12 protein-coding genes are annotated in these 14,757 nt (G+C 52.3%); 3 read left to right on the plus strand and 9 right to left on the minus strand.

The genetic code is table 11. The features are described from left to right. Positions 1–65 precede the first annotated feature (65 nt). The 7 genes from METLU_RS0109720 to METLU_RS0109750 form a co-directional block, all read right to left on the minus strand. Positions 66–278: a YbdD/YjiX family protein gene (locus tag METLU_RS0109720; protein ID WP_036242988.1), complete on the minus strand. Its 213-nt coding sequence runs from the start codon at positions 276–278 to the stop codon at positions 66–68. Beyond that, the gene (locus METLU_RS0109725) at positions 263–2,335 is read right to left on the minus strand and encodes a carbon starvation CstA family protein (RefSeq protein WP_027158037.1); all 2,073 of its coding nucleotides are present in this window, start codon (positions 2,333–2,335) and stop codon (positions 263–265) included. Before METLU_RS0109725 ends, METLU_RS0109720 begins: the two co-directional genes overlap by 16 nt. A 60-nt stretch (positions 2,336–2,395) precedes the next feature. Further along, complete coding sequence (gene miaA / locus METLU_RS0109730) at positions 2,396–3,334, minus strand: tRNA (adenosine(37)-N6)-dimethylallyltransferase MiaA (RefSeq protein ID WP_027158038.1); 939 nt, start codon at positions 3,332–3,334, stop codon at positions 2,396–2,398. An 8-nt stretch (positions 3,335–3,342) separates the two neighbouring features. Continuing rightward, positions 3,343–5,142 carry a DNA mismatch repair endonuclease MutL gene (gene mutL, locus METLU_RS0109735; protein WP_027158039.1) on the minus strand — a complete coding sequence of 600 codons (1,800 nt, stop codon included), beginning with the start codon at positions 5,140–5,142 and terminating at the stop codon, positions 3,343–3,345. 125 nt (positions 5,143–5,267) lie between these two features. Next, a complete protein-coding gene (locus METLU_RS0109740) occupies positions 5,268–6,584 on the minus strand; it encodes an N-acetylmuramoyl-L-alanine amidase (protein ID WP_027158040.1) in 1,317 nt (438 codons plus the stop codon). Between the two features lie 67 nt (positions 6,585–6,651). Continuing rightward, positions 6,652–7,077, minus strand: a complete 426-nt coding sequence (gene tsaE, locus METLU_RS0109745) for a tRNA (adenosine(37)-N6)-threonylcarbamoyltransferase complex ATPase subunit type 1 TsaE (RefSeq protein ID WP_027158041.1) — start codon at positions 7,075–7,077, stop codon at positions 6,652–6,654. Then, positions 7,074–8,540 carry an NAD(P)H-hydrate dehydratase gene (locus METLU_RS0109750; protein WP_027158042.1) on the minus strand — a complete coding sequence of 489 codons (1,467 nt, stop codon included), beginning with the start codon at positions 8,538–8,540 and terminating at the stop codon, positions 7,074–7,076. Before METLU_RS0109750 ends, tsaE begins: the two co-directional genes overlap by 4 nt. Before the next feature lie 108 nt (positions 8,541–8,648). On the opposite strand from METLU_RS0109750, the gene queG reads away from it, so the two are divergent. Beyond that, entirely contained in the window at positions 8,649–9,728 is a 1,080-nt protein-coding gene (queG, locus tag METLU_RS0109755) for a tRNA epoxyqueuosine(34) reductase QueG (RefSeq protein WP_027158043.1), read from the plus strand. On the opposite strand, the gene ppsA is transcribed toward queG, so the two are convergent. Then, on the minus strand, positions 9,725–12,139 hold the full coding sequence (gene ppsA, locus METLU_RS0109760; RefSeq protein ID WP_027158044.1) for a phosphoenolpyruvate synthase: 2,415 nt from the start codon (positions 12,137–12,139) through the stop codon (positions 9,725–9,727). The genes queG and ppsA overlap by 4 nt on opposite strands. A 574-nt stretch (positions 12,140–12,713) precedes the next feature. On the opposite strand from ppsA, the gene METLU_RS0109765 reads away from it, so the two are divergent. Next, positions 12,714–13,229: a hypothetical protein gene (locus METLU_RS0109765; protein WP_027158045.1), complete on the plus strand. Its 516-nt coding sequence runs from the start codon at positions 12,714–12,716 to the stop codon at positions 13,227–13,229. A 157-nt stretch (positions 13,230–13,386) separates the two neighbouring features. On the opposite strand, the gene METLU_RS0109770 is transcribed toward METLU_RS0109765, so the two are convergent. Continuing rightward, positions 13,387–13,704 carry a hypothetical protein gene (locus tag METLU_RS0109770; RefSeq protein WP_027158046.1) on the minus strand — a complete coding sequence of 106 codons (318 nt, stop codon included), beginning with the start codon at positions 13,702–13,704 and terminating at the stop codon, positions 13,387–13,389. A gap of 754 nt (positions 13,705–14,458) precedes the next feature. On the opposite strand from METLU_RS0109770, the gene METLU_RS29155 reads away from it, so the two are divergent. Next, positions 14,459–14,557: a hypothetical protein gene (locus METLU_RS29155; RefSeq protein WP_081679070.1), complete on the plus strand. Its 99-nt coding sequence runs from the start codon at positions 14,459–14,461 to the stop codon at positions 14,555–14,557. Positions 14,558–14,757: the final 200 nt, after the last annotated feature.

Below are 14,757 nucleotides of genomic sequence, written 5' to 3' on the forward strand. Positions count from 1 at the left end.
TTTGCTCTCAGCACTTCAGCGTCATTCCCATGAGCGTAATGGCGCAAGCTGAGCTATCATCCCTTTTAACAACACCGCTTCACACCCCGCCACTTCTCATCCTGCCACTGCTTGAAAAACTCCTTCTTACTCAACGGCTGGCAATGGGCACAGTCAGGGCCGGCCTGATGATGCATAGCAAAGTGCTCCAAATAGCACTCATAGGCGTCGTCGCCGGAAAGGCGACGCACGATCTGCCAGAACGATTTGAGTCGGCTGATCATCAATCCCTCGCCCATTCTGCCGCCAACTGGCTCGGGCTATGCGGCACTTCGGTCAGCGGCCGCACCGGTTTGCCGGCCAGGTGGCGGCCGCATACGCGCAGCATGTCGAATACGATCGTCCACAGCAGTGCGACGAAAAACAGCGTCAGCCAGGCATCCAGGTGCAGATTGAAGATCAGTTGCGGCGCGATGGAGGCTTTCTCGGGCGGTAGGGTGCCGGCTGCCAGTTTGTCGGACAGGTCGTTGGCGGCCGCAAAGAAGCCAATGCGGATGTCGTCGCTGGTGATTTTTTGCCACGAGGCGGTGCTGGTGATGATGACCAGCCACAGCAGCGGCAGGCCGGTCACCCAGGCATAGTTGAATTTGCCGGACTTGACCAGAATGCCGGTCGCCACGCACAGCGCGATAGCCGCCAGCATCTGGTTGGCGATGCCGAACAGCGGCCACAGGATGTTGACGCCGCCGTTCGGATCGATGACGCCGATATAGAGGAAATAACCCCAACCCGCCACAACCAGCGCACTGGTCAGCATGACCGAAGGCGCCCACGAGGTTTCGGCCATTTTCGGCCAGACATTGCCGAGCATGTCCTGCAGCATGAATCGGCCCACGCGCGTGCCCGCATCCAGCGTGGTCAGAATAAAAATGGCCTCGAACATGATCGCGAAGTGATACCACAAGGCCAGCAATCCGTTACCGAAGGCGCTGCCGAAAATACTGGCCATGCCGACGGCCAGCGACGGCGCGCCGCCCGTGCGCGCGAACAGGCTGGCTTCGCCCATCTGGCTGGCCAGCGTCTGCATTTGTTCGACAGTCACTGGAAAGCCCCAAGAGGAAATAGTAGCGACGGCAGCGGCCGCTTCCTTGCCGACGATGCCGGCCGGGCTGTTGATGGCGAAAAACACGCCAGGATCGAGCACGGTCGCCGCGATCATGGCCATGACCGCCACAAACGATTCCAGCACCATGCCGCCGTAGCCGATCATGCGGATATCGCGTTCATTGGTCAGCAGTTTCGGCGTCGTGCCTGAAGATATCAGTGCATGAAACCCCGAGATCGCGCCGCAGGCGATCGTGATGAAAACAAACGGGAACAACTTGCCGCCGAAAATCGGGCCGGTACCGTCGATGAATTGCGTCACGGCCGGCATTTTCACGTCCGGTTGCAGCATGACGATCGCCACGGCCAGCAGCGTGATGGTGCCCAGCTTCATGAATGTCGATAAATAATCGCGCGGCGCCAGCAGCAGCCAGACCGGCAGAATGGCGGCTGCAAAGCCGTAAGCCATGACCCACCAGGCCAGCGTCAGTCCTTCATGATCGAACAGGCCGCGCAATGTCTCACTGGCATCGATCCAGCCGCCGCCCGCGACCGACAGCAGCAGCAACGTCACACCCAGGGCCGACGCTTCCAGCACCAGGCCGGGACGAAGATGGCGCATGTACAGGCCGACGATCATCGCGATCGGGATCGTCGCAGCCACCGTGGAGGTCGCCCAGGGACTGTGCTTCATGGCATTGACGACCACCAGCCCGAGCACGGCGATCAGGATGATCATGATGAAAAACGTGCCGATCAAAGCCGCCGTGCCACCCAGAGGCCCGAGTTCGTCGCGCGCCATCTGCCCCAGGCTTTTGGCATTGCGGCGCGTGGACAGAAACAGCGTCACCATATCCTGCACACAGCCACCCAGCACCGAGCCGAACAGCAGCCACAGCGTGCCGGGCAGATAGCCGAACTGCGCCGCCAGCGTCGGCCCGACCAAAGGACCTGGGCCTGCAATCGCAGCAAAATGATGGCCGAAGACGATCCATTTGTTGGTCGGCACGAAGTCGCGGCCATTATCGAGACGTTCGGCCGGCGTCGCGCGCGTCTGGTCGACGACCAGCACGGTCGCGGCAATCCATGCCGCGTAAAAGCGGTAGGCGATCGCATAGACGCACAGCGCGGCGGTAATAAACCACAGTGCGTTGATGCTCTCGCCGCGGTTCAGGGCGATGCCGCCGACCGCAGACGCGCCCAGGATGGCGATGAGTAGCCAGATGGCGTTTTTTAACAGGTTGTTCTTCATAGTTTTTTAGAGATTATTATGATTTTATTTTTCTTAAACAAATGCTGGAGCCGGTCGCTACTATAAATGCCTTCTGATTTCCGCCAGCACTTTCTCCAACAAATCCGGCTGCCCGGTCTCAAAACTGGTGGAGTCGGTCTCCCTGCGCAGCCAGGTGAACTGCCGCTTGGCCAGCTGCCGCGTGGCGACGATGCCTTTTTCGACCATGGTGTCGTAATCGTAGTCGCCCGACAAATAGGACCAGACCTGGCGATAGCCGACCGCCCGGATCGAGGGCATTTTTTCTGTCAGGTCGCCGCGATTGAACAGCGCTTTCACTTCCTCGACCAGGCCCTGCTTCAGCATTGTTCTGAAACGCTGGGCGATGATGTCGTGCAGGATCTTTCTGTCCGGCGGAGCGATGATCAGTTTGATTTTCCGGTAGGGTATGTCTTGCGCCTGGGCTTCTCCGAAGAAAGAAGTCATCGGCCTGCCGCTGATCTCATAGACTTCCAGCGCACGCTGTATGCGTTGCGGATCGTTGGGATGAATTCGGGCCGCCGCTTCGGGATCGACTTTGGCCAGCCGCGCATGCAGGGCTTCTTTGCCGAACTGTTCCAGTTCCTGATCGAGCTTTGCCCTGACGGCTTCGTCGGCTTCGGGCAGCACGGCCAGCCCGCTGCTCAGGGCGTTGAAGTACAGCATGGTGCCGCCGACCAGTATCGGCAGTTTGCCGCGTCCGGTGATATCGGCCATCAACCTCAAAGCCTGATCCCTGAACTGGCCGGTCGAGAAGGATTCCGCCGGGTCCAGTATGTCTATCAGGTAGTGCGGAATGCCGCCTCTTTCCGCCAGCGTGGGCTTGGCCGTGCCTATATCCATGCCTCGATACACGAGCGCTGAATCAACACTGATGATTTCGCCGTTGAGCCTTTGGGCCAGTTGCACGGCCAGGGCGGTTTTTCCCGAGGCCGTGGGGCCCATCAGGAAAATGGCCGGAGGATGAATGGGTTCTTGCATATTAATAATTATTGTCCGCGCAGAAAGAATTTGTCGAGATCATGGGTCGACAATTCTATCCAGGTCGGCCTGCCGTGATTGCATTGGCCAATTCTTTCAGTTTGTTCCATTTCACGCAGCAGGGCGTTCATTTCGTCGACTGTTAAACGACGATGCGCGCGCACGGCGCCATGGCAGGCGATCGTAGCCAATAATTCATTGATTTGTTCCTGCACTCTGGTGCTCATGCCGTGCTCGATGATGTCGGCCAGGACGTCGCGTATCAATGTTTCCGTATCGGCATTGTTCAGTAACGCCGGCGTCGAGCGCAGGAGGATCGTCTCGGGGCCTGAACGGTTCAGATCGAAGCCCAGCGACATGAAGAATTCGTGCTCTTGCTCCGCCAGATCCGCTTCAGCCGGGCTGACTTTTATCTTGATGGGCAGCAACAGCGGCTGACTGGGCACGTTGCCGTTGTGATACTGCTTCTTTAAGCGCTCGTAAGTGACACGCTCATGCGCCGCATGGGCATCGACCAGGATAATGCCGTTTGGGGTCTCGGACAGAATATAGATGTTGTGCAGATGCGCGATAGCGTAGCCCAGAGGCGGCGTACCTTTTGTTTGCGCTACTGGTTGCGCCGGTCTTTGAGCGGGTTCGGGTTTCGGATACAACGCGGCATACGCCTGTATCGTTTCCTCTACATTCAAAGGCAAGGATGCCTGTTGCGGCCCTGGGCTGTAAACCGATTTATGACTTTCGACTGATTTTACCTGCGGCTGGGGCGTAAATTCCTGCACCGGTGCCGGAGCCTGCTCCTGATGCCCCGGCCTCAAATCGGCCAGTGACCGATGCAGCGCCGAGAACAGGAAATCATGCACCAGCCGCCCTTCCCTGAATCTGACTTCTAGCTTAGCCGGATGCGCATTGACATCGACCAGCGCCGGGTCCAGCGTCAGGAACAGAACAAAGACCGGATGCCGCCCGTGAAACAGCACGTCCTGATAAGCCTGCTTGACGGCATGGGCGACCAGTTTGTCCTTGATCAGGCGGCCGTTGACATAGAAGAACTGCATGTCCTGCTGGCTGCGCGAAAAGGCCGGCAGGCCCACCCAGCCGGTTAAATGCAGGCCTGATGATTCGAAATCGATTTTGACGGAATTATCGATGAAAGCCGTTCCGCAGATGCCGGCGATGCGCCGCTCCTGTTCGATTTCGGTGGCCGCCGGTTTCAGGTTCAGGATTTCCCGCTGGTTATGCGTGAGGGTAAAACCGATATCGAAACGGCTCAGCGCCATTCTTTGCACCAGGGTTTCGATATGCGCGAATTCGGTTTTTTCGGCCTTTAAAAATTTGCGCCGGGCCGGCGTGTTGTAGAACAAGTCGCGCACATCAACCGTCGTGCCTTTCGGGTGCGGATCAGGTTGCGGATCGAAATCGCGCTCCGAGCCGTCGGCAGTGACGCGCCAGGCGCAATCGGCGCCATCTGTGCGTGAAATCAGCGTCAGTCGGGCCACGGAACTGATGCTGGGCAGCGCCTCGCCGCGAAAGCCCATGCTGACGACCTGCTCCAGATCCTGCAATGTGGCGATTTTGCTGGTCGCGTGCCGCGACAACGCCAGCGGTAAATCTTCCTTTACTATGCCGCAGCCGTCGTCCCGGATTTTAATCAGACGAGCGCCGCCCTGCTCTATATCAATGGTGATTTGCCGGGCGCCCGCATCAAAGCAGTTTTCAACCAGTTCCTTGACGACAGACGAAGGCCTTTCAACGACTTCGCCGGCGGCAATCTGGTTGACGAGTTGTGTGGGAAGAGAATGAATTCGCATAAACAGCCCGAATCAAAAGGCGTATTTTATATGACTTGGGCATTGACTGGGGAAAATTTAACGGCTGAATTTACGCCATTGGAGAAAATGGGCGACCTGAGGAAGGTCGCCTTGTGCCGGGCTTGTTACATATTTAATTCAGTATCAGCTTCAGCCATGTGCGTATTAATCGGTGTGTGTTGCTGGCTGAAATAGCTCACAATCCCTTTAAAAATAGCCATCGCCATCTTCGATTGATACGCGCTGCTGCGCAATTTCTGTTCTTCCGACGGATTCGAGATATAGGCGGTTTCGACCAGAATGGACGGGATATCAGGCGATTTCAGCACCATGAATCCGGCCTTTTGTACCGACTCATGATGCAACTCGCCAATCTTTCCAAAATAATTTAAAACATTCGCCGCCAGGTCCACGCTCGCATCCTGGGTGGCGGACTGAGACAAATCCAGCAATACCGACGCTAGCACATCGTCTTTATCATGAAGCTTGACACCACCCACCAGATCAGACGCATTCTCGCTGTTGGCCAGCCAGCGCGCGGCTTCGCTGGATGCGCCTTTTTGAGATAAAGTAAATACCGAAGCGCCTTTAACAGTGGGATCGTCAAAGGCATCGGCATGTATGGAGATAAACAGGTCCGCTTTGGCCATGCGGGCAATTTGCATTCTCTTGCGCAGATTGACGAAATAGTCGCCATTGCGCACCATGACCGCGCTCATGCCGGGCTGTCTGTCAATCAACGTTTTAAGGCGGCGGGCAATCGAAAATACAACGTCTTTCTCCTGGGTGCCTTTATATCCTTGAGCGCCAACGTCTTTACCGCCATGTCCCGCATCTATGGCAATTATGATGCCTTTGCCTTTTTTCGCAGCCGCCTTACTTTTGAGTGACCTGTTCGCTACTTTTATCGGCCCGGCTGACTTGTCCTCAATGGCTTTTTTAATGACCGGTTTTGACTCGGCTGGTTTCGCGATATCGGCTTTGCTGACGACTGTTTTGGGATCGACAGTTTTGCTGGCAACGGATCGGGTTGCGGCTGATTTAGCCGCATCGGCGACAGGCCCTTTATCGGTCAGCTCCACAACCAAATGCGAGCCATCCTTGAAGCTTTTGGTATTGATCTGTCTTTTTAAATCAAAGACAACTCTTAGATCAGTGTCGTTTCTGAGTGCCGTGCGCACCCGGTGAAACAGTGGATGTGATGCAGGGGGCTGGCTTAATGCCTGCCCTAAATGAACATCCAGGATATCGATCACTAACCGTGATGGATTTTCAAGCTGAAAAATTCGGTATTTAGGAGCGGAGGTCAAATCAAACACCATGCGCGCCTGATCGGTACCTGTAATATAATTCAATGAATCGATGTTGATTTGCTGTGCATAACCGGCTACAGATAATAACTGTAATCCAATAACAGATAAGACCTTCCAGTAATTTTTCATAGCTATGATCCCTAATGACAACAATCTTGTTTAAATTATAACAGTATGTCTTTGTTTTTCCACTCCCTTATAGACCTTTTTTGATCATTTTCAGTTCCAGTGAACGGCCGGTACCTTCCGGAGTCATCGTGATGACCACATCCGGCTCCGGCAGATAGCCCTTGCCCATGTCGGGCCATTCGATAAAACACACGGCATCCTGAGCGAAATAGTCCCTGATGCCTATCCATTCCAGTTCCTCCGGATCGGCAACCCGGTATAAATCGAAATGGAATACCTGGCGATCAGCCAGGCTATATTCTTCGACCAACGTATAAGTAGGGCTCTTGACCGCGCCGGAAAAGCCTGCCGCGCGCAGAAAGCCCCTGACCATGGTTGTTTTTCCTGCCCCTAAATCGCCCTGTAAAAAAACTAGGCATTTCGGTGGCAACAGCTCCCATAACTGCGCGCCGAACTGCTCTGTTTCTTCAGTATTGTTTAAATGTTGTTTCATGAATTTACCAATTGCCTGAGAGGGTCCATTAAGTCGCTGGCCAACAGGCCTCTTTCTCCGCCTTTTTCCACCGCGAGATCCGCCGCCAGACCATGAATATGCACGCCTTGCTGGGCCGCGTCTTTCAGAGCCAATCCCTGAACCAGCAAACCCGCAATCACACCGGCGAGCACATCACCCATGCCGCCTGAAGCCATGCCCGGATTTCCGGAGGTCGAAACAGCCAGTTCATGGTCTGAGGCGATCAAAGTGCCGGAGCCTTTCAGAATGGCGACACCGCCGAATTTGGCCTGCATTGCCGCGGCCGAAGCGAATCTGTCCTGTTGCACCTCGACAGTGGAACACTGCAATAAGCGCCCGGCTTCGCCGGGGTGCGGCGTCAAAATCCAGTTGGGCTTTGCAAAGGGGGCTCGGGCCAATAGATTCAGACCATCGGCATCGATGACCAGAGGCTTTTGAGAATTTACCGCGACGCTGAACAGCTCACTGGCCCAATCGCTTTGTCCCAGACCCGGCCCGACGATGATGACGTCGGCTTTTTCCAGCAGCGGCCGCAGTTGTCCGGCATTTCTTACGCCATGACACATTAGTTCCGGCCTGTTCATATTCATGAGCCCTGCGTGCTCAGGCCGCGTCGCGATGCTGACCAGCCCCGAACCGACGCGCAAGGCCGCCTCGCCAGCCATTCTGGCAGCCCCGGAAAAACCCTGATCGCCGCCTACTATCAGTACATGTCCGTAATGGCCTTTATGCGCGCAGCGCTCACGATCCGGCATGCGTGTTTTAATGACTCGAACCGTCCTGGATGGCACCGCTTCAAACACATCATCGGGCACCGCAAGGGACGCATAAAAAATCTCGCCGCAGTAATTGGCCGCCTGCCCGGTAAACAACCCCTGCTTCAATCCAATGAAAGAAACAGTGCATTCCGCTTTCACGGCACAGGCCATTACGTTGCCGGTATCGGCATTCAGGCCCGAGGGAATATCGACGGCTATGACATGTTTTTGATGGGTATTGATGAACGCAACGGCTTCTGCATAAGCACCTGTTACCGGTCTGTCCAGCCCGGTGCCCAAGAGCGCGTCTACAGTCACGTCGGCCTCAATATCCAGATCAGACTGAAACTGAACCACCGTTCCCTTGGCCTCGACGAATTTCAGGTAGGCTGCTAGAGCGTCGCCTGTCAACTTCCCTGGATCCCACACGCAGTAAACGGTCACGCTGAGCCCGGCGTCCATCGCCAGTCTGGCAATGATGTAGCCATCGCCCGCGTTATTGCCGGAGCCGCAAAATACCGCTACCGACCGCGCATAAGGCCATTTGTTGCGAAGGCACTGAAAAACCGCATATCCGGCCCTGCTCATCAATTCAAAGCCGGGAATGCCGCGTTCCTGAATGGCAATCCGGTCAAGTTCCCTGACTTGCGCAGTCCGATAGAGTTTTATTGGTAATTTATACATAGTATCAAGCTCCAAAAAGCTTATCACTTGCATTTGAGTGTGCAATCATAAAGAATTTCCCTAACTGTATATTTTGTACCTCATCTATTATATTTCCTGAATTCATCGATGGACACAACCAGCGTTCAAAAAATGGCTGCCCTCGCCCGGCAAATCAAACAATGGGGGCAAGAACTGGGGTTCCAACAAGTAGGCATTACCGACACCGATTTATCGGGTGCGGAAGCCCATCTGCAAAACTGGCTTGTCAATAACTTTCATGGCGACATGGAGTATATGCAGCGCCACGGCGACAAGCGCAGCAGGCCTGCCTCGCTGCAGCCGGGAACCGTCAGCGTGATTTCCGTGCGCATGGATTATTTGCCCGAACCGGCTGACGCCCTGCACAAGACACTCGAAGATCCTTGTTCAGCCTATATTTCGCGCTATGCGCTGGGTCGCGATTATCACAAAGTGCTGCGCAACCGCTTGCAGAAACTGGCCGACAAAATACAGCAGGACTATGGCCCGTTCGGTTACCGGGCTTTCGTCGATAGCGCGCCGGTTCTGGAAAAAGCGCTGGCCGAAAAAGCAGGGCTGGGCTGGATAGGCAAGCATTCGAACCTGATTAACAGCAAGGCGGGATCGTGGTTTTTCCTCGGAGAAATTTATACCGATCTGCCCCTGCCGGCCGATTCCAAGGCGGCATCGCACTGCGGCAGCTGCTCAGCCTGCATGACCGTCTGTCCGACGCGGGCGATTGTCTCGCCTTATCAGGTGGATGCCAGACGATGTATATCCTATCTGACGATTGAGCTGCACGGTTCGATTCCTGAACAGTTCAGGCCGCTGATAGGCAACCGGATCTATGGCTGCGATGACTGCCAGCTGATCTGTCCGTGGAACCGTTTTGCGAAAATAACCGATGAACAGGATTTTCATCCCCGACATCGGTTGAATACCCAGCAATTGCTCGCTGCCTTTGCCTGGAGCGAGGAAGAATTCCTGGCGAGAACCGAAGGCTCGGCCATACGCCGTATCGGCCATGAGCGCTGGCTGAGAAACATTGCCGTCGCTCTGGGCAATGCGCCCGCATCGCAGCTTGTGATTGATGCCTTAAAGGCCATGCTCTCTCATCCTTCGGAACTGGTGAAGGAGCATGTACGGTGGGCTTTGGACAGACAACTGGACCGGTTATCAACCGATTAACGTTTGCCAAGCCGCTGTTCGGTTTCCAGCACCCGTTGCGTGGTCTTGAGCACGGTATCGGGATTTAAACTCATCGAATCAATCCCGATTTCCACCAGGAACTCGGCCATTTCAGGATAATCCGACGGCGCCTGGCCACAAAGGCCGGAATGCCTCTTGGTACGCCGCGCACCTTCAACGGCCAAGCGAATCATCTCTTTTACGCCGGGGTCGCGCTCGTCAAAATCCTCGGCGACAATGGCCGAATCGCGGTCCACGCCCAGGGTAAGCTGGGTCAGGTCGTTTGACCCTATGGAAAAACCGTCAAAGTGCTCGGCAAAGGCATCAATCTGGATGACGTTATTGGGGATTTCGCACATCACATAGATTTTGAGACCGTTTTCGCCGCGCTTCAAACCGAGCTTCGCCATATACTCGAGCACGCGTTGTGCTTCCTGCACGCGCCGGCAGAACGGAATCATCAGGATGACATTGGTCAAACCCATGTCATCGCGCACGCGTTTCATGGCAGCGCATTCCAGCGCAAACCCTTCGGCATAAGCCGAATGCGTATAGCGCGAGGCACCGCGGAAACCGATCATCGGATTGGCTTCATCGAATTCAAACCAGCGCCCGCCCAGCAAGGTGGCGTATTCGTTGGTTTTGAAATCCGACATGCGTACGACGACAGGTTTGGGATAGAACGCCGCAGCGATCGTGCCCACGCCTTCCGACAACTGCTGGATAAAAAATTCTTCAGCCGTTTCGTAAGCGCCGATTAATTGCTTGAGTTGCTCGCGCTCGTTCGAATCCTGAACCTTGTCCGGATGCAGCAAGGCCATCGGATGCGCCTTGATGTATTCGGTAATGATAAATTCCATGCGCGCCAGACCGACGCCGTCATTAGGCAGAAAACTGGTTTTGAAAGCCAACTCGGGATTTCCGATATTCAGCATGATTTGGGTTTGCGGCCGCTGTAGATTGGACAGGTCGGTGCTTGTTATTTCGAAATCAAGACGGCCTTCATAAATCTTGCCGATATCGCCCTCGGCGCAGGATACGGTCACCAGCGCATCGTTTTTAATGACGGTCGTGGCATTATCGCAACCGATCACGGCCGGCACGCCCAATTCCCGTGCAATAATCGCCGCATGGCAGGTGCGTCCGCCGCGGTTAGTCACAATCGCCGAGGCAATTTTCATGACGGGCTCCCAATCGGGCGTGGTAATGTCCGCTACCAACACATCGCCGGGATTGAATTCGGACAACTGCTCGAGTTTCTCGATAACGCGCGCCTTGCCGACGGCAATCTTACTGCCCACCGAATGCCCCGTGACAATGGGGGTGGCTTTTTGCTTGAGCGCATATTGTTCCAGCATCATGCCGCGCTTTTGTGATTCTACAGTCTCAGGCCGGGCCTGAACAATATACAGCTGGCCGTCGATGCCGTCCTTGGCCCATTCCATATCCATGGGCCGTGCCTGGCCGGCCTTGGCACTGTAGTGTTTCTCGATTTTAATGGCGTAATCGGCCAGCGTCAGGACATCCTGGTCGTTGATGCAAACATGCCCGCGCTCCTGGGCCGATGTGACTATATTGCGCGTGGATTCGCGCGTGCGCCCCTCGCTATAGACCATCTTGATCTTTTTCGCCCCGAGCGTGCGCCTTAATACCGTCCGATAACCCTGCTCGAAAGTTGGTTTATGCACATAGAATTCGTCCGGATCGACGGCGCCCTGCACGACATTTTCGCCCAGACCATAAGCAGCGGTAATGAAAACCACATCGCTGAAACCCGATTCGGTGTCCAGCGAAAACATGACGCCGCTGGCATCCAGGTCGGAGCGCACCATTTTCATGACGCCGATCGACAGCGCCAATTTGAAATGATCGAAGCCTTGATCTATCCGGTAATGAATGGCCCGATCGGTAAACAGGCTAGCGAAGCATCGCTTGCAGGCATCCAACAAGGCCTGATCCCCGCGTATATTCAGATAAGTATCCTGTTGACCGGCGAAACTGGCGGTCGGCAAATCCTCGGCCGTCGCCGAACTGCGTACCGCAACACTCAAATCCTCGCCATATTCCTGCTGCAGCTGAGCAAATGCATTCAGAATCTGGCTTTCAAGATCTTCCGGCAGAGGCGCGGCATAAATGATTTCCCGCGCCTTGCGCGCCCGTTTGGCAAGATCGACAACATTATCCGAATCAAGCTCATCCAGAGCCTCATGGAGAGGCTGCCAGGCATCAGCCTGATCCAGCACATAACGATAAGCCTCTGCTGTGATAGCAAAGCCGTTGGGAATCTTGATACCCTGTGGCGTCAATTCACGATACATCTCGCCCAGTGACGCGTTTTTTCCGCCGACCAGAGGCACATCATCGATAGTTAATTCGTTAAACCAGCGGATGTAGTTCATTTGTTCAGACATTATGTTTATTCTCCTTTAGCATATTCCCCGGCTGCCTTGTGACGTGGGTTGTAAAGAAGGTACAGCATTTATCAGCCTCGGCCAATAATTTTGTCGGAAAAGAAAAAACCTTAAAAATATTGTGTGACAATTTGCCACATTATCATTCTTTTCCGGCATTGCTAGCATATATTATGCGCTCTTACTTGCCTTTGGCTTTGAGCAGGGAGCTTAAAATAGATTATTAAGCTCCCTTTTTTTGATTTTCCCGCTTGACTTCCGGTTCATTTTTATCAATCAAGCACATACAATCTTTTCCACAAATCCTGTGGATAACTCTGTGCATAAGTTCCAGATAACTGCGTTCAGACCCTGCCCTGCCTATGCTTTTATTAGATTGTAGCATTTTTGTACAAAAATAATAATAATTATTTATCAATAACTTACAACCGAATAATTTTGATAAGTAATGCCTGTTTTGGAATCAAATGCCGTTCTTGCACTATAAAAATACTCTGTGCATAAACAGAACATGCTAAGCTTATTGAAATACCTAATGTCAAGCATTTTAATATAACTATAGAAATTTCAGACTATGCCATTCTTTATTGCACTAAGCCTCGCCTTCAGTTTTATAGTCCAAAGCGCCAACCCATTACAAAGCCTGTTAGGCTCTTCGACATTCAATTATATTGGCATAACATTGGCTGCCGGCAGTATTGTAGGAATACTTTTGAAAAAATTGCCAACGAAAATCTGGTATGACGTCTTTGCGGGCGGCGCGTTATTAGCCTGGTTTAGCTATTGGAAACCTTTATTTAATGATGACTCGCCGATATTTTTCTTCTATCCGCTTTATTTCGCTTTTATGGCGGCTTTTGTGTCGTTGTTTTTTATTCAGAAATGCCAAGTCATCGATTATGAGACTTTCTGCTATATGAAATCCTTCTCCGAAGGAAATAAACTGCCGCCCTGGCTTGTAATGACAGGCGTTTTAGTGAGTCTGGCATTGCATCAGCATTACCTGCTGTTCCCGATTATGATGACCCTTCTAATTATACGCTTCGCTTTAACAAGTTGTATCGAACAGCACCTGACGAACCGATCATAACTTTATATAAGCTTGCCTTGGTATGAGATATCCGCTGCTTACGGACTGAATATTTGAAAAACCAAACAACAACGCCTACCTGTAGTGACTCAAAACAGTCCAGAAATCGTTTGGCGTTATCACCGTTAAAAACCCGGCAATATTAAGAAAATCTCCTTCAATAACGTCGATATTCCCCATCACCATCCGGATAATAAACACCCATAGGTCGATCAAAGGTATATTTAGCAGGCTTCATGATTAACAAATTAGCTGTTTTTTCAAACGCATCGTGAGGTGGAGAGATAGCTGCAAGGGCCGTAAGCGGACTAATCGCCACAAAAACAGCCGAGCCAGTCACTGTAGCGATGAGGCCCAATGGTCGGTATAAAATAACATCGATCAGATAGACTGCTGGAGGCTGCTGGTCTTCAGCATGCGCTGTGTTCATCACCGCAAATATTATGATAGCGAGGATCAGAATTTTTATTTTCATATAGTTTTACCTTAACCTCAGTTCGGGATAAGGAAAGCAGGCAGATTTTATGTAAAAAACAGGAAAAATAGAGATTGCGACAGCCATTTTTTTCCTCAAAAACCTGCTAACCATGAAATTAACACATGCTTTTGCGATATAGATGATTTTTGCCGGACATTTATCCTGTACAGTAAGAAAATAAATAATAAATGGCGAAAAGAAGCGGAATCACTTACGTCATGAATTATGACGAGATACTCACCCTGTTGGTACATTTCCATCAACCGGGTTACCGCACTCTCTAAGTGGTTTTTATAAAAACCATGTGGAAGCACTGGCTGTCAGTGTTTTCCCACCTCTTGCACTACCATTCGTTTATCAAGCTTTTGTCCAAAGAGTCGTACCGCTAACTGCTTTTCACGAAATCCCACGTCATGCGCAACCTCGCGATGCATTGCTTGATTCTACGTCCTTGCGGATCTATAAAAATATTTGTATTCGTATCATAAAAAACTCATTAAAGAAGCGGGCGGAAAGCCATCGATGGGCCGATTTATTATGGGTTTAATACATCAAATCATCAATGATCAAAGCAAAACCCTGCCATTTTTCATAACCCGGAGCAATGTGTATGATTGAAAATCGGTACCCCATCTGGTAAAGGATTTGGCCGGCAGGCTGTTCATTCGGCGACAGGGGCTATATTTCGAACAAATTAGCTCACCTGTTGGAAACATGAAATATTACATTGATTACTGCTTTGAAAAAGAACATGAAAGCCTGTACTATCGACGTACTTGCCAAGTTACTCCCGCGTAAACGCAGCATCATTGAAATCCTCAATGATCAGTTGAGAAACATTTTAACCTGAAGCATTCCCGACATTGCCCTTTGCTCAACTGACTCTCAAATATGGTGGCGGTTTAAGTTTACTTTTATCAAAAGAAAAAACCGACCCTTAACTTACGCAATGCTAATTTATTATCTTTTGTCCAAACTCTTAACCTAACTGTGGTTATCGATAGATATTTTTTGCCGTTCAACATCTTGAATTTCATCTATTGTGCAATA

The sequence above is a fragment of the Methylobacter luteus IMV-B-3098 genome, from assembly GCF_000427625.1.
Taxonomy (GTDB): domain Bacteria; phylum Pseudomonadota; class Gammaproteobacteria; order Methylococcales; family Methylomonadaceae; genus Methylobacter; species Methylobacter luteus.